Genomic DNA, 25567 nt, shown 5'->3' on the forward strand with positions numbered 1-25567 from the left:
GGCGCCCCGCCACCGGACACGCCGGGCTGCGCGGCGGAGCCCGTAAACCCGCCGCCCTCCGGCGCACCGGACAGCGCGTCACCACCGCCCGCCCGGCCGCCCGCCTGCGCCGCCGTGGACGGCGCCCCGCCACCGGACACGCCGGGCTGCGCGGCGGAGCCCGTAAACCCGCCGCCCTCCGGCGCACCGGACAGCGCATCACCACCGCCCGCCCGGCCGCCCGCCTGCGCCGCCGTGGACGACGCACCGACGCCGGCCACAGCCGGGCCGCCGACGGCGCCCCCGGCACCGCCCCCGCCGCCGGCCGACGACGCCAGCGGCACCTCCCCCGCGACCGGCCCCGCCCCACCCGCCACTGACGGTCCGCCAGGCGGGGTCGGGGGTGGGCCGGCGGGGCGGAGGCGGCCGTCGGTCAGGCGGCGGGCCGTGCGGGCCGCGTCGCGGGTGGCGGCCGGGCCGTTGTCCGGCGGGGTCGGGGTCGATGCCGTCATTCGGTCCACCTCATGTTCTCGGGGTCATCGGAAAAGGCGCCGCCAGGTCTCCGGGCCCGGGTAGCCGTCGGCCGCCGCGCCGCGCCAGCCCTGGGCCCGCTGGAAGGCCTCGACGTTGCGGCGGTCCGCCTCCGTCCACCGCGGACCGGGGCCCGACACGTAGTGCTTGCCGTAGCCCCGCTTCACCAGTTGTTTGCCCAGCTTCTCCACATATGCGTTGGATTGCCCCGGACGGAAGTAGCCACGCCCGGGGAACCCGTTCGCAGATGCGCTCGACCCGCTCGAACCACTCGAACCGCCGATGTTCCTGCCCTTGCCCGACACCAGCAGCGCCCAGGTGTCCGGGCCCGGGATGCCGTCCGCCTCCGCGCCCTTCCAGCCCTGCGCGAGCTGGAAGGCCTGGGTGGCGCGGCGGTCGGCCTCGCCCCAGCGCGGGCCGGGGCCCTGGGAGTAGTACGGCTTGCCGCCGCGCGCGACGAGCAGCTTGCCGAGCTGGGTCACGTACGCGTTGTTCGCGCCCGGCCCGAACTTCCCCGCCCCCGGGAACGCCGTCCCGGTCGTCGCACCCGCACCCGCGCCCGCGCTTCCGCTGTCGCCGCTGATCACGGCCTTGTAGCGGTAGGCGACGTACTTGTCGGAGTTCTCCCAGTACGCGAGCGGCGTCGCCTGCTTCCGCGCGCGCGGCGGGGTCTGCTCGTACGCGATGTAGGAGGTGTGGGTGTAGTCGGTCCAGCCGCCGAAGATCGTCACGTGCGAGCCGCGCGTCGGGTTGGCCGGGTTGTGGAACAGCAGGATGTCGCCGGGCTGCAGGTCGGCCCGGGCGATGCGGTCGGCGAAGCGGTCGAGGCTGCCTGTCCACTCGTTGGAGGCGAGGTTCCACGCCATCGAGATGTAGCCGGAGCAGTCCTGGCGGTAGCCGTCGCTCCAGTACTTCTCCATGGAGTACGGGACGGCCGCCGTGACCCACTTCTTCGCGCGGTTGATGATGTCGGCCCGCGTCGTCTTCCGCAGGGTCTGGGCCGAGATCTGACTGGTCGTCGGGCTCGCGTACGGGGACGGCGCCGAGCCCGGGCCGGCCGCGCCGTGCAGCGGGCCCCGGCCGCCCTGCGGGGTGTCCGGGCCGGGGTCGACAACGGCGGCGGACTCGATGGCGGCGGCCCCGTCGGTCGCCGCCACTCCCGTACCCGTCACCACTCCCGTACCCGTCACCGCGCCCGCGCCCGTGGCCGCGTCCGCAGCGGCCACGTCCGTCGCCGGGTCCGCCGGCAGCGCCGCCGCCCCGCCCGTACCCCCGCCGAACACCACGCCCGCCGCCGTCACCAGGACGAGCGCGCGGCGTGCGCCGTGCGCCGCCGGGTGGCCCCCGGCCCGTACCGGAAGTCCCAGCGCGAGGTCGCGCCGCCGCTGGGCGCAGCCCGGGCAGCCGCAGTCGGCCGCGGGCTCGATTTCTTCGAAGACCGGCACGCTCATGCGTTCCCCTCCACACTCGTCAAGATCTTTTCGCGCTCTTGCACGGGCGCCATCGTCTCAACTGTCTGGACAAATCGCATTTTGACGGATCGAAGGCCCAATACGACCATCCGACAGGCCGGGCGGGACCGTAAATGGTCAAGAGCACGGTCAGAGGTCCTGTAGAGTTATCTCTGTCAGCAGGCGCCGCTAGCTCAGTTGGTTAGAGCAGCTGACTCTTAATCAGCGGGTCCGGGGTTCGAGTCCCTGGCGGCGCACGCGAAAGGCCGAGGCCCTTCACCGAATGGTGAAGGGCCTCGGTCGTCTTCCCGTTTCCGGTTCCCCGTTTCCGGCTTCCCGTTACCCGGTTCCTCTACAGTGGGCGGATCCCGACCTCCCGCGACGGCTCCGGGCTCCTCCCGCGGCCCGCGAGCCCGCGGTCGAGGACCGGACCGGCCGGCGGCCGGCGCTCACCGCCCCGCCGGCCGGCCCCCGGTCCTACCTCTTCGTGCCGGTCAGATACGCCGACACCACCACGTTCGCCGTGTACGCTCCCGCCGCCCGGTCGAAGCTGCCGCCGCAGGTGATCAGGCGCAGCTCGGCCCGCCCCGAGCGGTGCGGGCCGTAGGCCTTACGGGCGTCGAAACCGTCCCTGGGCACCACCTCGACCTCGTCGATCGTGAATTCCGCGGTGCTTCCGTCCGAACGGGTCACGGTCACCGTCGCGCCGGGGCGCGCCGCGCTCAGGCCGTAGAAGACGGCGGGGCGGGTCTCGGTGTCGACGTGGCCGACCAGGAGGGCGGCGCCGGGGGCGCCGGGGCGGGTGCCGGAGCCGTACCAGCCGACGGTGTGCGGCATCTCGAACGGCGGCGGGTCGATCGCGCCGTCCGCGTCCAGGCCGCGGGCGACGACCGGGGCGGAGATCCCCACCGAGGGGATCTCCACGCGGCGCGGCTCGACCGGGTCGAGCGGGGCGTGGTCCGGGGGCAGCGGTACGCCGGGCGGGCGGCCGACGGCGGCGATGTCGCCGGTGGTCGGCGCCGAGCCGTACGCCGGTCCCTCGGCCGCGTCCCTCCCCCAGACCCAGAGGCCGAGCACGAGCACGGCCCAGGCCGTGCCGGTCAGCGCGCGCCCGGAGGACACCCGGCCGGTCCCGGTCAGTCCGTGCTCTGGCCCGCGCCGCCGCCGCGGCGGCGGGCGGCGCTGCGGAGGGCGACGGCGACGGCCGCGAGGGCGGCCATGCCCAGGCCCAGGAGGGTGTACGGGGTGCCGAGCCCGGCCTCGTCGGCCGTCTGGGCGACGCCGGGGGCCGCGGGCGCGGCGAAGGCGGCCGCCGCGCCGCCGCCGCCCGCGCGGACCGGGGCGACCGGGGACGCGTGGTGGGTGGGCTGATGCGTCGGCTGATGGGTCGGCTGATGGGTCGGCTGGTGCGTGGGCTCGTGGGTGGGCCGGTGGGTCGGCTCCTGGTGGCGGCGGACCTGGACGCTGCCGACGTCGGCGTGGTCGTGGCCGTCGCAGGTCACGGTGACCTTGTACGTACCGTCCTCGAGTCCCGACTTCAGGCTGGTGTCCCCGAACAGCGCGTTCTTCCCGCCGTCCCGGCCGGTGAGCTCGGCGTCGGCGACGAAGGCCTGGGACTTGGCCGCGCCGGTGGTGCCCTTGCACCCCGTGACGCGCACGTCGACGTCGGCGCCGGGCGCGGCGGTGGCCGGGGTGACGGTGGCCCGCACGCCGTCGTGGGCGAGCACGGTGCCCGCGACGGGCGGCGCGAGCACCAGAGCCACGGCCGACCCTGCGGCTACCGCGACAGCTGCGGCACGGAGAGCGATGGGACCTGAACGCATGGTGACCTCCTGGTACTGGCAGGGTCACCCGGTTCGGGCCTGATCGCATCCGCAGGAGGCCGGTCAGGGGGTTTGTCCCGGCCCCCACCTGCGAGGACTCAGACGCGCTCGACGAGGTCCGCGATCGACTTCACGATCTTCGACGGGCGGAACGGGTAGCGGTCGACCTCGGCCTCCGTCGTCAGTCCGGTCAGCACCAGGAAGGTCTGCATGCCCGCCTCCAGACCGGCCAGGATGTCGGTGTCCATCCGGTCGCCGATCATCGCGCTGGTCTCGGAGTGCGCGCCGATCGCGTTGAGGCCGGTGCGCATCATCAGCGGGTTGGGCTTGCCCGCGAAGTACGGCTCCTTGCCCGTCGCCTTGGTGATCAGCGCGGCGACCGAGCCGGTGGCGGGCAGCGGGCCTTCGAGGGACGGGCCGGTCTCGTCCGGGTTGGTGCAGATGAAGCGGGCGCCGGCGTTGATCAGGCGGACGGCCTTGGTCATGGCCTCGAAGGAGTACGTACGGGTCTCGCCGAGCACCACGTAGTCCGGGTCGTGGTCGGTGAGGACGTAGCCGATGTCGTGCAGGGCGGTGGTGAGGCCGGCCTCGCCGATGACGTACGCGGTGCCGCCGGGGCGCTGGTCGTCGAGGAACTTGGCGGTGGCGAGCGCCGAGGTCCAGATGTTCTCGACCGGGACCTGGAGGCCCATGCGCGCGAGGCGGGCGTGCAGATCGCGGGCGGTGTAGATGGAGTTGTTGGTGAGGACGAGGAACGGCTTCCCGGTGTCGCGCAGCTTCGTGATGAACGCGTCGGCTCCGGGGATCGGCACGCCCTCGTGGATGAGGACGCCGTCCATGTCGGTGAGCCAGGATTCGATCGGCTTGCGCTCTGCCATGGGTGCGGGACTCCTGCCGTCGTGAGGAACGAGTAACGAGTACTGACGAACGGTGCTGGGGGCGACGCGACGACGCTGTGGCGACGCCCCCAAGCCTAGGTCAGGAAGTGGTGATGTTGACCCCGTCGATCACCCAGTACCAGTTGTTGGAGCCGGTGTAGCGGAAGCGGAAGCTGACGTTCGAGGCGCCGGCGGGGACCGGGACCGTGACGGACTGGGGCTTGGAGAGGACGTCGGCGGTGTAGGACTTCACGGCCGTCGGGGTGCCGCCGTTGAAGCTCGCGAGGATCTGGGCGGTCTGGGCGCCCTCCTGACGGTAGAGGGTGGTCAACTTCTCGGCCCTGGAGGACCGGGCTCGTCGGCTCGGTCGTGCGGGGCCGTGATTGCAGGTGGAGCGCGGCTGGCTGCCGCGTGGTTCCCCTGCGTCCGGAATCAGCGTGGGCTGGTTCTGGGGCGGTTGACTGCGCCCCGCTTCCACACAGCCTCGCCCCGGTGGGCGATGTTGCGGGAGCCGTTGTGGTCCGCGTGCAGGACGGCCCCGCAGGACCGGCAGACGAACCGTGCCTGGGTCACCCTGTTCGTGCGATGGGTGTGCTTGCACTCCGAGCACTGCCGGGAGGTGTTGCGCGGGTCGACGAAGACCACGGGCACCCCCGCCCTGCGTGCCTTGTACTCGACGAAGGCGCCAAGCTGGGCGAACGCCCAGGAGTGCAGTCGTGCCCGCTGGTCCTTCTTGGCCGTGACCCTCTGCCGGATGCCCGAGAGGTCTTCCAGGGCGATCCCGCGCGAGGTGCGTTCAGCGGTGGCGACGAGCTGTTTGGCGATGACGTGGTTGGTGTTCGCGGCGTGCCGTGCCTCACGGCGCCGGAGGCGCTTCAGGGCCCGCTTCGCGGACTTGGTGCGCTTCTTCTGCAGCTTCTGCCGCAGGTCACGGTGCCGCCGCCGGTAGCGGTTGAGCCGGCGGCCGGCCATGATCTCGCCGTCCGAGGTGGTAGCGATGTTGACGATGCCCAGATCCACGCCGAGGAAGCCGTCCGGCTCGAACACCTCGGGCTCGGGCAGGTCGACGGTGGCGATCAGGAAAAACTTGCCGTCCCGCAGCACCAGGTCCGACTCCCCCTTACGGGAGGCCAGCAGCTTCATCGCCTGGGCGGAGCAGACGAAGGGGATGTGCTTGATCCGCCCGGCCACGGTCCAGATCGACACGGTGCGGGCGTCGAGGTTCCACGTCAGGATGCGGTCGTCGAACGGCTGGGCCGCGTCCTCACGGAAGGCGATCGGCTTCGACTCCGCCCGAAGGCGTCGCTTCGAACCCTCCCTGCCGAGGTTCCCGGCCTTGATGTTGCCCTTCAGGGTGGCGTAGGCGTCGCAGACCTTCTTCACGACCCGCACAGCGGGCTGGGCCCCGAGGTCATAATCCGCCTTGAGGGCGAAGTACACCTCCCCCTGCAGCACATTCCGCCGCTTGAGGTCCTTGGCGAACGCCACCGACGAGGCATGGTTCGCGGCCCGGTTGCAGGCACGCAGGGTCGCCGCCAGCGCGTCCGCGTCATACGCGGACGCGGGCAGCAACTTCACCTGCGCGACAATCTTCACACAGAACACGCTACTACGACTGAATGCCGGTCACTGACGAATCATCAGACCCGTTGGAAGGGGTCTCCACAACCGCAGCCGATCAGCTTCCGGTCGCGGACTTCCACCCGTCGACGTACGCCGTCAGGTTCTTGTCGATGTCGGCCCAGTCCGGCTCGAAGACCTCGACGCCCTCCATCAGCTTCGCCAGCTCGATGGCGTTGGCGTCGGTGGCCTTGACGTCCTTGCGGACGCTGAAGCCGCCGCCGATGGAGCTGACCTCGCGCTGGGCCTGCTCGCTCAGCATGAAGTCGAGCAGCTTCTTGCCGTTCTCCGTGTGCGGGGCCTTGTTCACCAGCCCGGCGGCGTACGGCAGGGCGAAGGTGGTCGGCTTGCCGCCCTCCTTCGCGGGGAACCAGATGGCGAGGTTCGGCATGGACCTGGACTGGGCGAAGTTCATCTGCACATCGCCGTTGGCGACCAGGATCTCGCCCTTGTCGACCTTGGGCGCGAGCTTGGACGTGGAGGAGGACGGGCCGACGTTGTTGGCCTGGAGCTTCTTCAGGTACTCCATCGCCGGCTCCTTGCCGCCGAAGTCGTGCATCGCCTTGATGAGGACGGCGGTGCCGTCGCCCGCGACGCCCGGGGTGGAGTACTGCAGCTTGTTCTTGTACTTCGCGTCGAGCAGCTGCTCCCAGGTGGTCGGCGGGGCCGGCAGCTCCTTCTTGTTGTGGACGAAGCCGAAGAAGTTGTTCACGACGGAGATCCACTTGCCGTCGTCGGCCTTGTCGCCGCCACTGACCTGGTCGGCGCCCTGCGGGGTGTAGGCCTGGAGCAGGCCCTTGGAGTCGGCCTGCTGGATGAAGGGCGGCAGGGTGACCAGGACGTCGGCCTGGGTGTTGCTCTTCTCGCGGGCGGCGCGCTGCACCATCTCGCCGGAGCCGCCCTCGACGTACTCGACCTTGATGCCGGTCTGCTTCTCGAAGTCCTTGAAGACCTTGTCGTACCAGCCGTCGCCCGCCTCGCCCTTGAGGCCGTCGGCGCTGTAGACGGTGACGACCTTCTCGTCGGAGGCGGCGGAGGAGGAGCCGCCGCAGGCGGTGAGGGTCGCGGCGAGGACGAGGCCGCCGGTGACGGCGGCGAGCGGCTTGAGGTACGGGGACGTAGTGCGCATAACGTCGTTCTCTCCTAGCGGTACAGGGGTTTGCTAGCGGTACGAGGCTTTGGTGCGGATACGGGAGACGGCGAGCAGGACCAGGAGCGTCGCCGCCATGAGGACTACGGCGAGGGCCGAGCCCGTGAAGAGCGAACCGCGGTCGGTGGCCGTGAAGATGAGCACGGGCAGCGGCAGCCAGTCCGGCGGGTAGAGCATCATCGTGGCGCTCAACTCGCCCATGGACAGGGCGAAGCAGAGGCCGGCCGCCGCGTTCAGCGACGGGAGCAGGAGCGGCAGCCGCACCCGGAGCAGGACGTACGAGGGGCGGGCGCCCAGGCTGGCCGCCGCCTGCTCGTACATCGGGTCCAGACGCAAGATGGCGGCCGAGACCGACTGGTAGGCGAACGCCGTGACAAGAACCGTGTGCGCGAGGATCACGATCCAGCGGGTGCCGTTGAGGAGCAGCGGGGGCTGCGAGAAGGCGACCAGGACGGCGAGGCCGACGACGACCGAGGGCACGGCGACCGGCAGCACGAACAGCGCGTCGAGCACCCGGCGGCCCCGCTTGCGCAGCGCGGCGGCGGTGAGCGCCGCCCAGGTGCCGGCGGTGAGCGCGAGGACGCTCGCGGTGAGCGCGGTGACCAGGCTGGTGGTGAGCGCCTGGAGGGATTCGCCGCGGACGGCCGCCGTGTAGTGCGCGGTGGTCGGGCCGGACGGGAAGGCGCCGGACCAGTGGGTGGAGAAGGAGGCGGCGAGGATGACGAGGAGGGGCAGGGCGAAGAGCGGCACGAAGAGGACCGCGAACAGCGCCCGGGCCGCCCACCTGCCCGTACGGCTATGCACCAGCACGACGGCTCACCACCCGGTACAGGGCGTGGAGGCCCACGGAGATCAGGACGTTGACGACGGCGACGACGCAGGCCGCCGCGTAGTCGGACTCGAGGATGGCCTTGCCGTACACGAGCATCGGCAGGGTCGTGACGCCCTTGGCGCCGGTGAAGAGCACGATGCCGAACTCGTTGAGGCACAGGACGAGGACGAGGCTGCCGCCGGCCGCGAGGGCCGGCAGCGCCTCGGGCAGGATCACCCGGCGCACGATCCGCAGCGGGCGGGCGCCGAGCGAGGAGGCCACCTCCAGCTGGGCTGTGTCGAGTTGGGAGAAGGCGGCGAGCAGCGGGCGCATCACGAAGGGCGTGAAGTACGTGATCTCCGCGAGCAGCACGCCCCACGGCGTGGTCAGGAACTGGAACGGGCCTTCGGCGGCGCCCGTGACGTCGGTCCACACCCCGTTGGCCATGCCGACCGTGCCGTACAGGAACAGCAGGGCGAGCGTGATCAGGAAGGACGGGAAGGAGAGGAAGACGTCGAAGGACTTCGCGACCGCCTTGCCGCCGGGGAAGGGCACGAAGGCGATGACGAGGGCGAGCACGAATCCGAGGACGAGACAGCCGGCGGTGGCCGCCGCGGCCAGCCACACGGTGGTGACGAGCGCGTCGCGGAAGGACGCGGAGGCGAAGACCTGGGCGTACGCGCCGGGGGCCAGGGACTCCTTGACGACGAGCGCGAGGGGGTAGAGGAAGACGACGGCGAGGGCGAGTACGGGAGGGGCGGCCCAGAGCCAGGTGGGCACCCGCCGGCCGGGCCCCCGGTCCGGCCGCGCGGGCGCGGCCGGGGGCGGGGGGACCGGGCGGCGCTCGGCAGGCTGCGCTTCCATGAGTCCGGTGGCCCGGCTACCCATCGTTCACCCCCGCGGCCAGCAGTACGGCGTCCTCGCGCGCGAAGTGCAGCGTGATCTCGTCGCCGAGCGCCGGCGTCTCGCGCAGCTCCCGCACGTCCGCCTTCACCCGGTGGCCGGACGCGCCCACCTCGACGTACAGGCGGTGGGTGGCGCCGCGCCACTGGACCTCGGCGATGCGGCCGGTCAGGGCGTTGGGGCCGGGGCCGAGGCCGACGAGGTGGGGGCGGACGCAGAGGGTGGCGGACGCGCCGGGGACCGCGTCCACGACGGGAACGTCGAGCGTGACCCCGTCCCCGTCGAGAACGACCCCGCCATCGCCGACCCGCACCGGCAGCAGATTCGCGTTGCCGACGAAGGAGGCGGTGAACTCGGTGCGGGGCCTGCGGTACAGCTCCTGCGGGGTGCCGCAGTCCTGCAGCCGGGCCCGGTCCATGACGGCGATCCGGTCGGCGAGGGTGAGCGCCTCGACCTGGTCGTGGGTCACGTACAGGATGGAGACCTCGGGCAACTCGCGGTGCAGGCGGGCGAGTTCGGCGAGCATCCCGGACCGCAGCCGGGCGTCGAGCGCGGACAGCGGCTCGTCGAGGAGGAGGACGTTCGGGCGGATGGCGAGGGCGCGGGCGATGGCGACGCGCTGCTGCTGGCCGCCGGAGAGCTCGCGCGGGTAGCGCTGGGCGTAGGCCGCCATGCCGGTCAGCTCCAGGGCCTCGGCGACCCGGCCCGGGATCTCGGCCTTGGGGACCTTGGGGTTCCGCTGCGCCTTGAGGCCGAAGGCGACGTTGGCGTCGACCCGCATGTGCGGGAAGAGGGCGTACTGCTGGACGACCATGCCGATGCCCCGCTGGTACGGCGGGAGCGCGGTGACGTCGCGGTCGCCGATGAACACCCGCCCGGCGGCCGGCCGGACGAACCCGGCGACGGCGCGCAGGGCGGTCGTCTTGCCGGAGCCGGAGGGGCCGAGCAGGGCCATGACCTCGCCGGGCTCGACGGTCAGGTCGAGGGAGTCGAGGACGGTGTGGCCGTTGTACGCGACGGAGACGCCGTCGAAGCGGATGCCGCTGGCGGCGGGGGCGGAGGCGCTCATCCCTCGCCCTCCTCGTACTCCCCCTCGTACTCCCGTATCAGGGCGGGGAGTTCGGCGACGGAGGACAGGACGCGGGTGGCGCCGTGCTCCTTGAGCGCGGCCTCGTCGTGGGCTCCGGTGAGGACGCCGGCCACGATGCCGGCGCCGGAGCGGACGCCGCTGAGCATGTCGTACGAGGTGTCGCCGGCGACCACGAGCTGCCGGACGTCGTCGACGGCGCCGGTACGGAGGAGGGCGGCGAGCACCATGTCCGGGTACGGGCGGCCGCGGCCGCCGGCGTCGGCCGGGCAGAGGGTGAGGTCGACCAGGCCGTCCGCCCAGCCGAGGGCGTCGAGGATGGCGTCCTGGGTGACGCGTGCGAAGCCGGTGGTGAGGACGACGGTCCGGCCCTGGTCCTTCAGCTGGGCGATGGCCTCGGCGGCGCCGGGGACCGGGGCGATCCGGCCGTCGGCGACCAGCTCTCCGTACGCCTCCTCGAAGGCGAGGTTGGCCTGCTGCGCGCGCTGCTCGTCGCCGCCGAAGAGGTGGCGGAAGACGGAGATCTTGGACTCGCCCATGGTGGCGCGGACGTAGTCGATCATCGTGGCCGGGTCCTCGCCGAGGCGGGTCGCGGCGGCGCCGAAGGCCTGCTCGACGAGGCCGCCGTCGGCGACGGTGGTCCCGGCCATGTCGAGGACGACGAGGCTCATCTGCTGCTCGTTCTTGATGTTCTTCGTGTACTTCATGCACTTCGTGTACTTCACGCTGTTCACCAGCCCAGTTCGTTCGCGGTGGTCTCGGCGATGGCGGGCGAGCAGGTCATGCCGCGGCCGCCGGGTCCGGTCACCAGCCACACGCCGTCGCGCACCTGTTGGCGGTGGACGACCCGGGTGGTGTCGGTGCACTGCGCGTACACGCCGGCCCAGCGGCGGCGCACGCGCGGCAGCGGGCGGCCGAGCAGGGACTCGACCACGCGCGTGAGGTGTTCGTAGGGCTCCTCGACGGTGTCGAAGGCGAAGGGGTGCTCGTACTCGTGGGTGTCGCCGATGGTCAGCCCGCCGTCGAGGCGCTGCACCATGAGCAGCTGCATCTTGTGCGCGGCGGCCGTCGGGTCCTGCGCCTGGCGGGAGTTGAGCTCCTCCAGAGCGGGTGAGGCGTAGGCCGGGTAGTAGCGGAAGGAGTCGGCGTCCGCGACCGAGGTGGTGAGCGCCTCGCCGAGCGGGTCGGTCTGCATCATCTGGAGCCGGACCCGGCGCACCGGCAGGTCGTCGCCGGCCAGCTCGCGGACCAGGCCGGACAGCCAGGCGCCGGTGCACAGGACGACGGCGTCGCCGGTGTGGGTGTCACCGTGGTCGTCGCGGACGGAGCTGCGCCCATTGCCGTCGGCCCCGACCACCTCACGGACCTCGCGGTTGGGCAGGAAGGTGTAGCGGCCGGAGGCCAGCAGGGCCTCGCGCAGGGCGAGTTGGGCGGTGCGCGGCTCGACGGCGGCGTCCCGCTCGCACCAGAGGGCGGCGTCGAAGGCGCCGCGCAGCGCCGGGTTGACCGCCCGCGCCTCCTCGGGGGTGAGCAGCTTGTAGCCGCGGGCGGCGGCGTCGGCGCGGGCCACGGCCGCCTCGGCGACGGCGAGTTCGAGCGCGCCGCGGACGGGGGTGAGCGAACCGATCGCCCGGAAGCCGAGCTTGGGGACGCGGGCGCCGATGCCCTCCCAGAGCTCGCGGGCGCGCAGGGCGGTGTCGAGCTCCTCCCCGCCCGCGCGCCCGCTGACCCAGATCTGGCCGAAGTTGCGGAGGGAGGCGCCGCGCGCCTCGGCCTCCCGCTCGATGTGGACGACCTCGTGGCCGCGTTCTACTGCCTGCCAGGCGTGCATGGTTCCCACGACGCCGGCTCCGACGACTATCACCTTCATGCCGTTCACGGTCGGGGCGGCGGGTGGCCCGGACGGGGCGGGGTGACGACGGGACGGTGAACGGACCGACAAGCTTGGCCTAGACCCGTTATCTTCTCGTGATCAATCGCTCTGGGCGGACGGCACCGAATGCGCCCATTCCTGGCGCAATTCCTGGCGACCTATTCCTGGCGGCCCAGGTGAGCGGTGAAGCTGAACCGGTCGCCGCGGTACAGCGTGCGGACACGTTCGAGCGGACGCCCGTCGGTGTCCCGGGACACGCGCTGGATCAGCAGCATCGGCAGCGCGGGCGGGGTGCCGATGAGCAGCGCCTCGCGCGGGGTCGCGAGCACCGTCTCGATCCGCTCGTCGGCGTCGCCGAAGACCACGCCGAGCCGTTCGTGGAGATAGGCGTAGAAGGAGGAGTCGGGGTCGAAATCGGTGTCGAGGCGCGGGGCGCGGGCCTCGGAGACGTACGTGCTCTCCAGGCCGACCCGCTCGTCGTCGGCGAGCAGCACCCGCTCCATGTGCCACACGGGCTCGCCGGCCGCCACCCCCAGCTGGGACGCCAGCTCCGCCGGGCACGGGAAGCGGTCGAGCGAGATGAGCGCACGGCCCGGGGTGCGGCCCTGGCGGCGCACGCCCTCGGTGTAACTCGCGAGCGACAGCGGCTGCTCCAGCTTCGGCCCTGCGACGACGGTGCCGCGGCCCTGCCGCCGCAGCCGTCCTTCGAGCAGCAGCTCGCGCAGGGCCTGCCGGACGGTCTCGCGCGACACCTCGTAGCGCACGGCGAGATCGCGCTCCGTGGGCAGCAGCCCGCCCTCCCCCAGCTCGTCGACGAGTTCGGCGACCTTCGCCTTCACCGCGTAGTACTTCGGGATGCGGCCGTGCTCCGGGATGCCGGAACGGATGGGCGCACCCGGCCAGTTGCCCATGCTGCCTGCGCTTCTGCTGTTGTCGTTCGTGTCGCTCATCCGGTGATGGTCGCAGACCGTAGTGAACGGAAAGGTGTACGGAGGGTGGCCTGACAGGTGGCCTGGCGGGTGGCCTGGCGGGTGCCTACGAGCGCCGCGAGCGGCGGGCGAACAGCACCAGGGCCGCGCCGCCGGCGAGCAGGGCCGCGGCGACCGGGGCGAGGACCAGGGCCGTGCGCCGCGCGGTGTTCGCGGTGGACTCGCGCTGTCCGGTACGGGCGAGTTCGGGGCCGCCCGGGTCGCCGGAGCCGGTGCCCGGGGCGGTCGGGCGGGCCGGGGCCGCGGGGTCGGCCGGGTCGGTGGGGGTGGCGACCTCCGCATCCTCGCCGTCCGGTTCGGCGGGGCCGATCGTCAGGCGGTACGCGCCGGACTCGCCGACCCAGTCGCCGTCCTCGCCGCGCTTCTGCACGACGGCGGCGCTGACCGTGACCTCGTCGGGGGCGGCGTCGGCGCCGAACGCGAGCCGTACGGGCACGGTGAGGGTCCGGCCCGCGGGCACCGCGAAGCCGTCGAAGGCGGGCACGGCGGGGATCGGATTCTTCGGCCCGGCCTGCAGTTCCGGGCCCGCGAACACGCCCACGCTCTCGGCCCGGTCGGTGCTCTCGAACGCCACCGGCCGCCAGAGCCGCGCCTCCGCGTCGTAGAACTCGGCCCGGATCTGCCCGGGCCGCAGCGCCTGGTCCCGGTCGGTGAGCACCAGGACCGGGTGCACGGCACGGCACGGTTCGGCGGTGGTGTTGGTGAGGTCCAGGCTCCAGGTCCGCAGCTCCCCGCCCGCCGGGTACTCCGCCGGCCCGCCGTGGATCCGGGTGGCCAGCGGGAAGTCCTTGTCCCCGGCCGCCCCGCAGGTCGGAGCCGTGGGCACCGCAGGTGCTGCGGACACGGCGGGCGCGGCGGACGCCGCAACCGACAACCCGGCCGCCGCGCCCAGGGCGGCGAGGGCGAGTGCGGTACTGCTCGGACTTCTCGGACTCCTCGTACTCCTCGGACTCTTCGGTCGCATGATGCCGAAGCCTTTGCTGCTCGCGGACGGACGAATCGCCCGCGACGCTGCCATGCGCGAGGCAGCGGGTGGCGCACCGACGCGGCGGCGGGGGCCGGACGGGACGGAGATTCCGCTCGATCAGCGTATTTTCGTACCGGTGGTGTCCTGCTTCCCGAAGACCGGCGCCAGGATCAGCTGCGCCGCTCCGTCCGCGACCGTCGTCGTCCCCGTCGCGATCTCGACGGTGGCGGGCAGGCCGAGGGCGGTGAGCAGCTCGCGGGTGCCGTGCGCGAAGACGGCCGGGGCGGCGAGGACGGCGCGCCCACCGAGGAGCACGCGGTCGATGTCGAGCAGCCGGACCAGGTTGGCGGCGCCGGTGCCGAGCACCCGCGCGGCCTCGGGCAGATCGCCGCGGGCGAGGGCCGCGAGGCACAGGACCTCCAGACAGCCGCGCCCCCCGCAGTCGCAGGCCGGCCCGTCGAGCTGAACCGTCTGGTGCCCCAGCTCCCCCGCACCGGTGCGGCCGCCGCGCAGCACGGCCCCGCCGAGGACGAGACCCGCGCCCAGGCCCGTACCGAGGTGCACATAGGCGAAGGAGCCGGGCGCGCCGGGGCGCAGGGCGAGGCCGAGGGCGGCGGCGTTGGTGTCCTTGTCGAGCGCGACCGGCCATCCGAGCCACCGCGCCAACTCCTCCCGCAACGGAAACCCGTCCCACTCGGGAAACCCGGTGACCCGCCCGGGCCGCCCGCTCCGGTGGTCCAGGGGGCCGGGCATGGCGACGCCGACGCCGAGGAGGGGGAGGCGGGTGGGGCGGGAGCCCTCGCCTTCCGGCTCGGAAACACCCCCGGCCCCGGCCCCGGCCCCGGCCTCGGGGAGGCGCCCCGCCACGGGGGCGCGACCGGGCGCCGCCGCGTGACCGCGCCCGGCACCGACCGCGCCGCCCTCACCCAAGTACCCGCCCTCGGCCCCCAGCAGCGCCGCGACCGCCGCCCCCGCCACCGCGAGAACCGCCTCCGCGCCCGCCCCCAGGTCCAGCGGCGCGCGGCGCTCCGCGACCCGTTCGCCCGCCAGGTCCAGCAGGACGGCCGTCAGCTCGTCGCGGTCGAGGTGGAGCCCGATCGCGTACGCCGCCGAGGGGACGAGCCGCAGCACCGTGGCCGGCTTGCCGCCCGTGGACGCGCGCCGCCCCGCCTCCGCCGCCAGGCCCTCCGCGCGCAGGCGAGCGGTGATCTTGCTGACGGCCTGCGGGGTGAGGCCGGTGCGCTCGGCCAGTTCCAGGCGGCTGACGCCGCCCTCCCCGGCGGTGCGCAGCAGGTCGAGCACGAGTGCCGCGTTGTGGCTGCGCAGCGCCGGCAGATTGACCCCGGCACCGCCACCCGGCCCGCGACCGGCCCCGCCGTCACTCCCCTTGTCCCTGTTCACGTGTCCATTGTGCCGGGCGCTTGCACTTTGGCAACAGCGTTGCCAAAGTGGTGTTCATGAGCCCCTCCGCCCCGCATTCCCCCGGTACCCCGCGCACCCCGCTCCGCGTCGGCCTCGTCGGCTACGGCCTGGCCGGCTCCGTCTTCCACGCCCCGCTGATCGCCGCCGACCCCGACCTCGTCCTCGACACGGTCTCCACCGGCAACCCGGAGCGCGCCGCGCAGGCCCGCGCCGAGCACCCGGACGTGCGGGTCGTGGGCTCCCCCGAGGAACTCCTCGGCCGCGCCGCCGAGCTCGACCTCGTGGTGATCGCCTCCCCCAACAAGACCCACGTCCCGGTCGCCACCGCCGCCCTGCGGGCCGGTCTGCCGGTGGTCGTGGACAAGCCGCTGGCCGGCACCGCCGCCGAGGCGCGCGCCCTCGCCGCGCTCGCCGAGGAGCGCGGGCTGCTGCTCTCCGTCTTCCAGAACCGCCGCTGGGACAACGACTTCCGCACTCTCCAGGCCCTGCTCGCCGACGGCTCCCTCGGCGAGGTGCAGCGCTTCGAGTCCCGCTTCGAGCGCTGGCGACCCCAGCTCAAGGGCGGCTGGCGCGAGTCGGGCGCGCCCGAGGAGATCGGCGGGCTGCTGTACGACCTCGGCAGCCACGTCGTCGACCAGGCCCTGGTCCTGTTCGGCCCGGCCGTCCGCGTGTACGCCGAGTCCGACGTGCGCCGCCCCGGCGCCGAGACCGACGACGACACCTTCATCGCGATCACGCACGCGGGCGGCGTGCACTCCCACCTCTGGATGAGCGCGACCACCGCCCAGCTCGGGCCGCGCTTCCGCGTCCTGGGTCAGAGCGCCGGTTACGTGAAGTACGGCCTCGACCCCCAGGAGGCGGCGCTCCGCGAGGGCCTGCGGCCGGAGCCCGGCACCGGCACGCCGTGGGGCGTCGAGCCCGAGGAGCTGTGGGGCCGGCTCGGGGCCGGCGAGTCGCCGCTGACCGGTGGTGGCACGCCCGTCGAGACGCTGCCGGGCGCCTACCCGGCGTACTACGCGGCCGTCGCCGCCGCCCTGCGCGGCACCGGGGAGAACCCGGTGACGGCCCACGAGGCCGCGGCCGCGCTCGACGTCCTGGAGGCGGCGAGGAAGTCCGCCCGCGAGGGCGTGGCGGTGACGCTGTGACCAGCGTGGAAAAGACCAGCGTGGAGGAGCTGACGGCGCAGGAGGCGGCGCTTGTCCTGCCCCGCTTCACGTACGAGGACGCCTGGACGCTCGGCACGATCCTGGCCGACCTGGCGAGGGAGCGGCGCGCGCCGGTCGCGATCGACGTACGACGCGGGGCGCAGCAGCTGTTCCACTGCGCGCTGCCCGGGTCGAGCGCCGACAACGACGCCTGGATCGACCGGAAGCGGCGGGTCGTCGAGCGGTACGGCGTGAGCTCGTTCCTCGTCGGCGCCCGCTTCCGCGCCAAGGGCACGACCTTCGAGGCCTCGTCCCGGCTCGACCCGGACGTCTACGCCGCGCACGGCGGCTCGTTCCCGATCGCCGTCACCGGCGCCGGGGTCATCGGCTCGGTCACGGTCTCGGGCCTGCCGCAGGCCGAGGACCACGCGCTGGTCGTCCTCGGCCTGGAGCGGCTCCTTGCGGCGTACGGCGCGGAGTAGCAGCGCGCAGGAGTACGTCCCGTACGGGTCGACGGGGCCGCCCACCGACCCGTACACACCGACCGGCGTGCCCCGACTCGTACCGCTGACGCCTCGTACCCCGTACCGCTACGCGTCCTTGAGCTCCTGGCGCTGCCGCCCCAGGCCCTCGACCTCCAGCTCGACGACGTCGCCGGCGCGCAGGTACGGCTTGGGCTCGGGCTGCCCCATGGCGACGCCGGCCGGCGTGCCGGTGTTGATGACGTCGCCGGGGTAGAGGGTCATGAAGTGGCTGAGGTAGCGCACCACCTGGGCGACCGTGAAGATCTGGTCGGAGGTGTGGCCGTCCTGCTTCAGCTCGCCGTTGACCCAGAGCTTGAGGCCGAGGGCCTGCGGGTCCGGCACCTCGTCGGCGGTGACCAGCCAGGGGCCGAGCGGGTTGAAGGTCTCGCAGTTCTTGCCCTTGTCCCAGGTGCCGCCGCGCTCGATCTGGAACTCGCGCTCGGAGACGTCGTGGGCGACGGCGTACCCGGCGACGTGGGCCAGGGCCTGCTCGTCGGTCTCCAGGTAGCGGGCGGTGCGGCCGATGACCACCGCGAGCTCGACCTCCCAGTCGGTCTTCACCGAACCGCGGGGTACGAGCACCGTGTCGTCCGGGCCGACGACGGTGTCCGGGGCCTTGAGGAAGACCACGGGCTCCGCCGGGATCGCGGCGCCGACCTCGGCCGCGTGCCCGTGGTAGTTCAGCCCGATGCACACGACCTTGCCGATCCGGCCGACCGGCGGGCCGATCCGCAGCCCGGCCGGGTCGAGCGCGGGCAGCACGCCCGCGCCGAGCGCGGCGCGGATCCGGTCGAGCGCGGAGCCGTCGCCGAGCAGGGCGCCGTCGATGTCGCCGACCAGCGCGGACAGGTCGCGCAGCGTCCCGTCCTGGTCCAGCAGGGCGGGCCGCTCGGCCCCGGCCGGGCCGACGCGCAGCAGCTTCATGGTCTTCTCCTCAGGTCGAGCCTCTGGTCGAGGTGGCCCGGGGAGGCGGGCCTCGGTGTGCCCCGGCCGATGGAGTGCGGCCATCGGAGGATTGGTCGATCCTCCAAGAGTTCGGGTCAGTCTGCAAGCCCCGGTTCACACCCTGGACCCTTACGCACGGGTAACCCGACGTGCCCGCTCCCCGCCCCGGCCCGCTCAGACGGCCGGCGCGAGGGCGCCCGCCGCAGGCATGTCCCGGTAGAGGAAGGCGCGTTCGACGGCGGTCCAGGTGGTGCTGGTGACGAGGTAGAGCGCGGCGGCCAGCGGCACGGCGGCGACCGAGATCAGCGTCGCGAAGGAGAGCAGCGGGAGGTACTTGGTCATGGCGGCCATCGCCCCCGCGCCGGGCTGGTCGGCGGGCACCGCCTGTACCGGGTTGAGCGCCTGCTGCTTCTTCGTGCGGCGGTAGGTGTACGTGGCGACGACGGCGACGATCGCGAAGAGGACGAGGTAGACGCGCCCGGCCGGGCCGAAGACGCCGCCGTTGCCGAGGGCGTCGGCGTAGTGGCCGCCGAGCGGCGCGGCGAGCAGGCTGTGTCCGGCCATCCGTCCGCTGGAGAAGAGGTGGAACATCAGGAAGAAGGCGGGCGCCTGGAGCAGGCTCGGCAGGCAGCCGGCCAGGGGCGAGACCTTCTCCTTGGCGTGCAGCTCCATGACCGCCTTCTGCAGCCGCTCGGGGTTCTTGGCGTGCTTCTTGCGCAGCTCGGCGAGTTGCGGGGCGATCCGGACCCGGGCCTTCTGGCCGCGGGCGGCGGCGCGGGACAAGGGGTGGACGGCGAGGCGTACGGCCATCGTGAAGACGACGATGGCGGCGGCGGTCGAGGCGCCGGCGAAGAGGGGGTGGAGCAGATCGGCGAGCTGCTCGACCAGGCTGGCGAAAACGGACATGGGAGCCCTCCGAGGGGTCTCGTCGTGCCGGGAAAGAGGTCTTGAAAGCGACTTTTCGGCAGGACGGAACGCGTCGAGGGGGTTCGACCAGGAGCGCTGGAAGTAGCTGGGAGTAGCTGGGAGTACCTCTACGCGGCCGTCAGGAGGGGACGGCCGGGTGCCCTGGGCCTGCGGCGCCCGGAGGCGTCGGGATCGCGTTGGGGCAGGAACGCGGTGCGCCGGGCGCGGTCGCGCAGGGCGGTGCGTACGCGGGTGGGCGGTACGGGCAGGGCCGTACGGCCGCCGCCGATCAGGGCGCAGACGAACGCGCCGGCGGCCACGGCGAACGCGGCCGAGAGACCGGCACCGGCGCCGCCACTGACTCCGACGCCGTCGGAGAGGAGCAGGTCGGCGAGGGCGAGGAGGAAGAGGAGCGGCGCGAGAACGCGCAGCAGGGGCCCACGGGCCATGCCTTCCTCCTCCTTGCTGAGCCGTACGGCTGCTTTCCGGCTGGTTGTCGTACTCCCGTTATACCGGATCAGGCCTCACGCCGGATCGACGTCAAGGGGTACGAGGAGGCGGCGGGGCGCGAGGAGGGCGCGGCCGACCGGGTCGGCGGGGTCCGGGTCGAGTCCGGCGCCGGGCCGCATCTCGATGTCGGCGGGGTGGACGGGGATCCGGCAGGCCGGGCATTCGCCGTACGCGCCGAGTTCGGTGCCGCAGTCGACGTGGTGGAAGTGGCGCATGGGGGCGATGCCGGGCAGGTCGCGGCCCCAGCGGCCGAGGGAGCGCAGGACGGGCCACAGTTCGATGCCGCGCTCGGTGAGCACGTACTCGTAGCGCGCCGGGGAGTCCTGGTAGCGGCGCTTGTCGAGGACGCCGGCCTCGACGAGGGCCTGGAGGCGGCCGGCGAGGACGGCGCGCGGGGCGCCGAGGTGGGTGAGGAAGTCGCTGTAGCGCCGCACGCCGTAGAAGGCGTCGCGCACGACGAGGAGGGTCCAGCGCTCGCCGATCACTTCGAGGGCGCGGGCGATGGAGCACTGCTGGGTCGCGTAGTCCTTGCCGAGGGCCATGGGAATGAGTGTAGCGCTCGGGTTCATTCATTGAACTAGGCCTGGTACGGTGAGCGAGCCTGCAAGGTTCAGTGAACGAACCCAGCTGTGTTTCGCCGCGTACGGAAGCCGAGGCCCCGGCATGCCCAAGACCGCCCCCGCACCGACCCTCAGCTCCTCACCCACCCGGGAGCTCGGGGCGCCCCGCCCCGGCGCGACCCTCGCCGTCACCAGCGCCGCCACCGCGCTCACGCTGATGAACTACACGGCGCCGATGCTGACCCTGCCCGCGATGTCCGCCGCCTTCGGGACACCGGCCTCCGCGCAGGCCTGGCTGCTCAACGGCACCCCGCTCGGCCTCGCCGTCCTGCTCCTGGTCGCCGGCAGCCTCGCCGACGCCCACGGCCGGCGCCGGGTCTTCCTGCTCGGCACCGTCGCCCTCGGCGTCACCACCGCGCTCGGCGCGCTCGCCGGCTCCACGCTCACCTTCACCCTGGCCCGGATCGCGCAGGGCGCGGCGAGCGCCGCCGTGCTCGCCGCGAGCCTCGGCCTGATCGCCCACGCCCACCCCGGCGGCGCGGCGCGGATCCGGGCGACGGGGGTGTGGGGCGCGTTCGTGAGCGCGGGCATCGCGCTCGGGCCGCTGCTCGCGGGCGGGCTGAGCGGTCTCGGCGAGCTGGGCGGCCTGGCCGCGTGGCGGCTGACGTACGGGGTGCTCGCGGCGGGCACGCTGGTCGCGGCCGCGTTCGGGGTCCGCGCCCTGGCCGAGTCGCGCGCACCGCGGACCGGCCGCCGGGCGGACCTCGCGGGCGCGCTCACCCTGGGCCTGGCCCTGGCCGCCGCGCTCACCGCCCTGACCCTGGGCCGGGACGGCTGGCTGCGCCCGTCGGTGGGCCTGCTGCTGCTCGCCGCGGCTGTCCTGACCGCGCTCTTCGTGAGCGTCGAGCGGCGCGTCCGGGCGCCGATGATCGACCTGGCACTGTTCCGGCGCCCGGCGTTCCGGGCGGCGACGGCGGGCGCGCTGTTCACCGGCCTCGCCGTGATCGGCTTCTTCAGCGTCCTGCCGGCGCTGCTCCAGCACGGCGGCGCGGGCTTGGCGCCGCTGACGACGGCGTGGCTGTTCCTGCTGTGGTCGGGCACGGCGTTCGTGGTCGCGCTCCAGGTGCGGCGCCTCGCGGGCCGGATCTCGGCCACGTACCAACTCGTCCTCGGCTTCGTCCTCTCGACGGCGGGAGTCCTCGCGCTGTACGGCGCCCTGGAGGGCGGCTCCGTCCTGCGCCTGCTGCCCGGCCTGGTGGTGGCGGGCGTGGGCAGCGGGCTCCTGAACGCCGCCCTGCCGCGCCTCGCCGTGGACTCCGTACCGCAGGAGCGGGCCGCGATGGGTTCCGGCGCCAACAACACCGCCCGCTACATCGGCTCCTCGGCGGGTGTGGCCCTCTCCCTGGCGCTGTCCACAGCGGGCCCGGACGCGGCACTGCTCGCCTCGGCGGCGCTCGGCCTGGCGGGCGCGGTGGTCACGAGCCTGGCCCAGACGACGAGGCGGTAGGTGGAGGTGAACTCGGGTGTGCAGGTGGTGAGGGTGAGATAGCTGCCGGCCCGGTCGTACCCGTACTCCGGGTGGTAGAGCGAACGCGGTACGGGCTCGATGACGCCGGTGTCGCGGGGCGAGGTGACCGGCAGGATCCGGTCGACGCGGTAGGTGTAGGTCCCCTCGCGGGTGCGGACGGTGAGGGTGTCGCCGCGCTGGAGCCGGTTGATGTACCGGAAGGGCTCGCCGTGGGTGTTGCGGTGCCCGGCGAGCGCGAAGTTCCCGGGCCGCCCGGGGGCGCCGGTGCCGGGGTAGTGCCCGACGTAGCCGCGGTCGAGGACGGCGCGGCGCCCGACGCCGGGGGCGACGGGAACGGTGAGGCCGAGGCGGGGGATGCGGAGGACGGCATAGGCGGGCGCTTCCGGCGTGGCCGCCGGGGCGGAGGGCGCGGCTTCGGGCGCGGCTTCGGGCGCGGCGGAGGGTGGGCTGGGAATCGGGGCGGGAGTCGTGGTGGCCGGAGGTGAGGAGTCCCACTCCTGCTCAAGGTTGCGGACTTGCTGGACGGCCTGCGCGCGGGCCTGCTGGTTGGTCCACCAGAGCTGGTGGACGACGAGCAGGAGGACGAGAACGCCGCAGGTGACGAGCACTTCGGCGGAGAGCCAGAGGATGTGGGTGGCCGGCCCGCGCCTCCGGCGCCCGCGGGGCGTCTGGACGACAACAGGAACCCGACCGCGCATCCTCGCTCGCACGGCGGGCACGATAAGCGGTGGAGCGCCAACTCTCCAGGGCCGTACAGCAGTACGGTGAGGACATGCGCCCCGACACGCCTGCCGACCACACCACCGAAGCCGAGCGTCTGCTCCGCACCGCGGGGCAGTACCCGGAGGACCGCGAACCGCTGCTGCTGCGCGCCGCCGCCCACCTGGAACTGGCGGGCGCGCGGGAGCGGGCGACGACCCTGTACGACGACCTGCTGGCCTCCGAGCCGGGGAACCCCCTCCTCATCAGGTCGCTGAAGGCGTCGAACCTGTGGGAGTACGGCCACGAGGCCGAGGCCCGCGCGATCATCGACGGCGTCCGGCGCGCCCGCCCGGAGGAGCCGGCGCCGTGGGAGATCGTGGCGGAGACGCTGGAGGCCCACGACGAGCTGGAGGAGGCGGAGGCGGCCTTCTCGGAGGCGGCCGGGATGCTGGTGCTGCCGGGCGAGGACGCCTCGTACGGGTTGCAGTCTCTGTTGTCGGGCCGCCACCGGGTGCGCAGGATGCTCGCCCTCCCGCACGACGCGTGGGACACCCTCGCGGACCGCCTCCACACGGCGGAGGTCCCGCTGGACGAGCTGCACGACCCGAAGCGCCTGTGGTCCCTCGGCTCCTCGGACCCGGCCGAGCTCCAGGCCGAGATCACCCGCCTCCGCTCGGAACTGGGCTCCTATCGCACGGCCCTCTCCCGCCCCTTCCCGGTCGCCGTCCTCCACTGGCCGGAACCGGAACTCGACGAGCTCCTCGCGGCCTACCCCGAGCTGGAGGCCGAGTACCCCACCTACACGGCCCACCTCACCGACATCGAGGCCTCCCTCCGCGAACTCGCCGCCTCCGGCACCCCCAACCTCGGCATCGTCCCGGCCACGGTCCCCTCCTACGAGGCCTTCGCCGCCTCCGAATCCTCCACCCCCGCCAACCCCGCCCTCCTCCCCCAATACACCACCACCCTCGCCGCCCGCGGCCGCGCCACCCCCTGGCCCCCGGCCCGCACGGCGGACTGCTGGTGCGGCTCGGGGCGGACGTACGGGGACTGCCACGGCGCGGACTAGCCGACGCTCGGCTACTCCGACGTCATGCCCCACTCACGTGCCTTGGGGGAGCCGTCCCAGCCCGAACCGTCTCGCCAAATCGAGGCGATTCCCTGCTCCTCCAGGTACGGGGCATAGGCGCCGATCGCTTCGGAGAAGAGCCCTATGAGGAAGGGCGTGGGGCACCCCAGATAGAGGAAGTGGCGATACTCGTAGAGTTGCCCGACAGCCTCACGCACCGCCTGGGTCGGATTCCCATTGCGCACCACCTTCGCTTCGACCAGCCATTCCTCACCCCCTGCCTCGGTAGCACGGTGTGAACGCAGCACAAGGTCCTTCGGGTGCTGAAGTAGCGTGATCGGCTCATACCCGCGCTCCGATACATAGAGACCGAAGTCTCTGATCAGCTCCTCGTGGCTGCGCTGCTTAACCTGCTGCCGAGCCTTGATTTGCGCCACGTAAGCGCTGCTGTCCTTCGGCCGGAAGTTGGCCAGCGGATCCACTATCGGCTGGGCAACGTGGCTGCCCGGTTCGTAGTACATCTCCAAGGCTTCGGGAGCATCGCTCCCCCACCACACGCGATCTGCCTCTTCCACGCGCCGAAGGGACTCGATGCCGATCAGAAGGTCTTCCATCAGCGTGACATCGCTGGGGAGGGCGGCAGTGTCGTACACCTTGGCAATCACGCTCGCGGCCTCATACGCCTTAGGGCGGGCCGCATGGTCCCTGAGTTCCGGCTCGTCTATCCAGCCCTGCCGTTCCTGCCTCCGCACGGCCCGGCGAAGCCGCGCCGCGTGCCGCCGGAGGTGGTCTTCGCGGGCTCGGCCTCTTCCCAGCCGCTCCTCCAGCCAGGTAATGCCCTGCTGCAAGGTCAGCGTCACGTTTTTCAGATCGGCGCTGAAGATGTAGGCGAGGTACAGCCCCTTCTTGGGATCGCGGTGACCGTCCTGGTCGAAGACGCCAATCCACGGAGTCGCGGCCGGTGTCGTCTGCCCTCCGTGCCCCTCCGCCTTGAAGCCCAGCGGCAGCGCGAGATCGGTACGACTCGCGACCTTCCGCAGAACCTGCTGCCCCTTCACATCTCGTCCGGAGCCGGCCGTGCGGTCGTATGTGCTCGCGACCTCGCTGAGCAAGTCTCGAATCCCCATGCGGGGAATCTAGATCAGGAGATCGCGGCGCACACCGGGATTCGTCCCACCTCGTCACATCACGTGCCACTCAGAGGCCGGATTCGAATCTCGTCTGCGCCATGTCCAGTACGTCATCAGCGTCGTAGCCATGTGCGCCCATCCAGTGGAGCAGGTCCACGATCACGTCGATCGCGGCGTCTTTGGCCACGGCGACGGAGAGCCGACTAGCGTTCACCGCTCGCGGGGACGCGACAGCCCCATAGAGGGAGATCATGGCCTCCGCTCGCGTGACACGCATGCCGCCCGCGTGTCCATTGGGCGTGGTGAGATCAGTGGCGATCTCACACCAGGTCACCTTTCGATCCGACCCGAGCAGCACTCCCCAGCGGTCAGCCATCGCGTCCACAAGCGCCATCCCTCGCCCCGACTCAGCCTCCGGACCGGCGGCGATCACTGTCGGCAGCGCCCGGCAGTCCGGGTCGCGCACTTCGATCCGAAGGTACGTGCCGTTCATGGCGAGCCGGAGCGACGTCGGCGTGCCAGGCCCCACATGCCGGATCACGTTCGTGACCAGTTCACTCACGCAGAGCTGGGCCACTCCCACCTGCCGTGGCAGCCCCCATGCTTTCAAGTGGAGCCGCACGATACGTCGCAGCGCGGCTACTTCTTGCGCCTCCGCCAAGAACGGAAGCTCCCACGGCTGCCGCACCATGCATCCTGCCTCGATCACCAATGCCTCCTGCTCCGATGCCCTCTTGATGACAGATCGCGACGAGCCAATAGCATTGCGTTGCACATCCCGCCATGCAATGTGCACGACGGGATTCCCACGATCGAGCGATTGGCAGTCCTCGCTCTGGTGCGCAGACTGAACATCCGCTAGCGAGAAGGGGACTGAGATGGCTGGTTCACCCACCGCCCGCCGCCGCCGACTGTCGATCGAGCTGAAGAAGCTCCGCGAGACAAGCGGCTTCACCTGCGCCCAGGTTGGTGCGGCCCTCGACTGGAGCGGCTCCAAGGTCAACCGCATGGAGACGGGTACGGGCCGCGTCCAACCTTCTGACGTCGACGCGCTCTGCCGCTTC

The 25567-nt window shown here is 72.7% G+C and carries 25 protein-coding genes, 1 tRNA gene and 3 pseudogenes; 7 read left to right on the top strand and 22 right to left on the bottom strand.

Going from position 1 to position 25567, the window contains the following annotated elements:
• A pseudogene (locus tag KV205_RS35300) lies at positions 1 to 359 on the top strand (hypothetical protein); the annotation flags it as partial.
• 156 nt (positions 360 to 515) lie between these two features.
• On the opposite strand, the gene KV205_RS35305 reads toward KV205_RS35300, so the two are convergent.
• The gene (locus tag KV205_RS35305; protein WP_265869121.1) at positions 516 to 1961 is read right to left on the bottom strand and encodes a peptidoglycan-binding protein; all 1446 of its coding nucleotides are present in this window, start codon (positions 1959 to 1961) and stop codon (positions 516 to 518) included.
• A 183-nt stretch (positions 1962 to 2144) separates the two neighbouring features.
• Here KV205_RS35305 and KV205_RS35310 point away from each other — a divergent pair.
• Positions 2145 to 2218: transfer RNA gene (locus tag KV205_RS35310), tRNA-Lys, on the top strand.
• Positions 2219 to 2438: 220 nt separating this feature from the next.
• On the opposite strand, the gene KV205_RS35315 is transcribed toward KV205_RS35310, so the two are convergent.
• The 14 genes and pseudogenes from KV205_RS35315 to KV205_RS35380 form a co-directional block, all read right to left on the bottom strand.
• A complete protein-coding gene (locus tag KV205_RS35315; RefSeq protein ID WP_265869122.1) occupies positions 2439 to 3083 on the bottom strand; it encodes a class F sortase in 645 nt (214 codons plus the stop codon).
• A gap of 14 nt (positions 3084 to 3097) precedes the next feature.
• Positions 3098 to 3724, bottom strand: coding sequence for a PT domain-containing protein (locus KV205_RS35320; RefSeq protein ID WP_265869123.1), 627 nt, complete (start codon positions 3722 to 3724; stop codon positions 3098 to 3100).
• Between the two features lie 158 nt (positions 3725 to 3882).
• A complete protein-coding gene (locus tag KV205_RS35325; RefSeq protein ID WP_265869124.1) occupies positions 3883 to 4662 on the bottom strand; it encodes an HAD-IIA family hydrolase in 780 nt (259 codons plus the stop codon).
• A gap of 100 nt (positions 4663 to 4762) precedes the next feature.
• Positions 4763 to 4993 (bottom strand): annotated as a pseudogene (locus KV205_RS35330) (nucleotide pyrophosphatase); the annotation flags it as partial.
• Positions 4994 to 5094: 101 nt separating this feature from the next.
• Positions 5095 to 6258, bottom strand: coding sequence for a transposase (locus KV205_RS35335; RefSeq protein WP_265869125.1), 1164 nt, complete (start codon positions 6256 to 6258; stop codon positions 5095 to 5097).
• Between the two features lie 82 nt (positions 6259 to 6340).
• Positions 6341 to 7411, bottom strand: coding sequence for a 2-aminoethylphosphonate ABC transporter substrate-binding protein (locus KV205_RS35340; RefSeq protein ID WP_265869126.1), 1071 nt, complete (start codon positions 7409 to 7411; stop codon positions 6341 to 6343).
• A 33-nt stretch (positions 7412 to 7444) separates the two neighbouring features.
• Entirely contained in the window at positions 7445 to 8242 is a 798-nt protein-coding gene (locus KV205_RS35345; RefSeq protein ID WP_265869127.1) for an ABC transporter permease, read from the bottom strand.
• The gene (locus KV205_RS35350) at positions 8229 to 9107 is read right to left on the bottom strand and encodes a 2-aminoethylphosphonate ABC transporter permease subunit (protein ID WP_265869128.1); all 879 of its coding nucleotides are present in this window, start codon (positions 9105 to 9107) and stop codon (positions 8229 to 8231) included. Before KV205_RS35350 ends, KV205_RS35345 begins: the two co-directional genes overlap by 14 nt.
• 16 nt (positions 9108 to 9123) lie before the next feature.
• Entirely contained in the window at positions 9124 to 10215 is a 1092-nt protein-coding gene (locus KV205_RS35355; protein WP_265869130.1) for an ABC transporter ATP-binding protein, read from the bottom strand.
• On the bottom strand, positions 10212 to 10940 hold the full coding sequence (locus tag KV205_RS35360; protein ID WP_265869131.1) for a phosphonatase-like hydrolase: 729 nt from the start codon (positions 10938 to 10940) through the stop codon (positions 10212 to 10214). Before KV205_RS35360 ends, KV205_RS35355 begins: the two co-directional genes overlap by 4 nt.
• Positions 10941 to 10963: 23 nt before the next feature.
• The gene (locus KV205_RS35365; RefSeq protein ID WP_265869132.1) at positions 10964 to 12103 is read right to left on the bottom strand and encodes a TIGR03364 family FAD-dependent oxidoreductase; all 1140 of its coding nucleotides are present in this window, start codon (positions 12101 to 12103) and stop codon (positions 10964 to 10966) included.
• Between the two features lie 161 nt (positions 12104 to 12264).
• On the bottom strand, positions 12265 to 13056 hold the full coding sequence (locus KV205_RS35370) for a GntR family transcriptional regulator (protein WP_265869133.1): 792 nt from the start codon (positions 13054 to 13056) through the stop codon (positions 12265 to 12267).
• Positions 13057 to 13141: 85 nt separating this feature from the next.
• Positions 13142 to 13921, bottom strand: a complete 780-nt coding sequence (locus tag KV205_RS35375) for a hypothetical protein (RefSeq protein WP_308404128.1) — start codon at positions 13919 to 13921, stop codon at positions 13142 to 13144.
• A gap of 258 nt (positions 13922 to 14179) precedes the next feature.
• Positions 14180 to 15463, bottom strand: a complete 1284-nt coding sequence (locus KV205_RS35380) for an ROK family transcriptional regulator (protein ID WP_265869135.1) — start codon at positions 15461 to 15463, stop codon at positions 14180 to 14182.
• A gap of 56 nt (positions 15464 to 15519) precedes the next feature.
• Between KV205_RS35380 and KV205_RS35385 the strand changes: the two genes are divergently transcribed.
• Both KV205_RS35385 and KV205_RS35390 read left to right on the top strand, forming a co-directional pair.
• Positions 15520 to 16629, top strand: a complete 1110-nt coding sequence (locus tag KV205_RS35385; protein ID WP_265869137.1) for a Gfo/Idh/MocA family oxidoreductase — start codon at positions 15520 to 15522, stop codon at positions 16627 to 16629.
• Positions 16626 to 17111 carry a heme-degrading domain-containing protein gene (locus tag KV205_RS35390; RefSeq protein ID WP_265869139.1) on the top strand — a complete coding sequence of 162 codons (486 nt, stop codon included), beginning with the start codon at positions 16626 to 16628 and terminating at the stop codon, positions 17109 to 17111. The genes KV205_RS35385 and KV205_RS35390 overlap by 4 nt, the downstream gene beginning before the upstream one ends.
• Before the next feature lie 108 nt (positions 17112 to 17219).
• On the opposite strand, the gene KV205_RS35395 is transcribed toward KV205_RS35390, so the two are convergent.
• The 4 genes from KV205_RS35395 to KV205_RS35410 all read right to left on the bottom strand — a co-directional run bounded on the left by KV205_RS35395 (position 17220) and on the right by KV205_RS35410 (position 20056).
• Positions 17220 to 18077 carry a fumarylacetoacetate hydrolase family protein gene (locus KV205_RS35395; protein ID WP_265869140.1) on the bottom strand — a complete coding sequence of 286 codons (858 nt, stop codon included), beginning with the start codon at positions 18075 to 18077 and terminating at the stop codon, positions 17220 to 17222.
• Between the two features lie 195 nt (positions 18078 to 18272).
• Positions 18273 to 19004, bottom strand: coding sequence for a YidC/Oxa1 family membrane protein insertase (locus tag KV205_RS35400; RefSeq protein ID WP_265869141.1), 732 nt, complete (start codon positions 19002 to 19004; stop codon positions 18273 to 18275).
• Between the two features lie 128 nt (positions 19005 to 19132).
• Positions 19133 to 19453, bottom strand: a complete 321-nt coding sequence (locus KV205_RS35405; protein WP_265869142.1) for a DUF6412 domain-containing protein — start codon at positions 19451 to 19453, stop codon at positions 19133 to 19135.
• A gap of 75 nt (positions 19454 to 19528) precedes the next feature.
• Entirely contained in the window at positions 19529 to 20056 is a 528-nt protein-coding gene (locus KV205_RS35410; RefSeq protein ID WP_265869143.1) for a helix-turn-helix domain-containing protein, read from the bottom strand.
• 121 nt (positions 20057 to 20177) lie between these two features.
• On the opposite strand from KV205_RS35410, the gene KV205_RS35415 reads away from it, so the two are divergent.
• Entirely contained in the window at positions 20178 to 21581 is a 1404-nt protein-coding gene (locus KV205_RS35415) for an MFS transporter (protein WP_306806374.1), read from the top strand.
• Here KV205_RS35415 and KV205_RS35420 read toward each other — a convergent pair.
• Positions 21539 to 22300, bottom strand: a pseudogene (locus KV205_RS35420) (class E sortase); the annotation flags it as partial. The gene KV205_RS35415 and the pseudogene KV205_RS35420 sit on opposite strands and share 43 nt — an antisense overlap.
• 74 nt (positions 22301 to 22374) lie before the next feature.
• Between KV205_RS35420 and KV205_RS35425 the strand changes: the two are divergent.
• Complete coding sequence (locus tag KV205_RS35425; protein ID WP_265869145.1) at positions 22375 to 23373, top strand: SEC-C domain-containing protein; 999 nt, start codon at positions 22375 to 22377, stop codon at positions 23371 to 23373.
• A gap of 11 nt (positions 23374 to 23384) precedes the next feature.
• Here the strand turns inward: KV205_RS35425 and KV205_RS35430 are convergent, their stop codons facing one another.
• Entirely contained in the window at positions 23385 to 24500 is a 1116-nt protein-coding gene (locus KV205_RS35430) for an MrcB family domain-containing protein (RefSeq protein ID WP_265869146.1), read from the bottom strand.
• 70 nt (positions 24501 to 24570) lie between these two features.
• Positions 24571 to 25212 carry an ATP-binding protein gene (locus KV205_RS35435; RefSeq protein ID WP_265869147.1) on the bottom strand — a complete coding sequence of 214 codons (642 nt, stop codon included), beginning with the start codon at positions 25210 to 25212 and terminating at the stop codon, positions 24571 to 24573.
• A 169-nt stretch (positions 25213 to 25381) separates the two neighbouring features.
• Here KV205_RS35435 and KV205_RS35440 point away from each other — a divergent pair.
• Positions 25382 to 25567: helix-turn-helix transcriptional regulator (locus KV205_RS35440; RefSeq protein ID WP_265869148.1), on the top strand; the 186-nt coding region annotated here is incomplete at its 3' end.

Source organism: Streptomyces sp. SKN60 (assembly GCF_026236535.1).
Classification (GTDB): Bacteria; Actinomycetota; Actinomycetes; order Streptomycetales; family Streptomycetaceae; genus Streptomyces.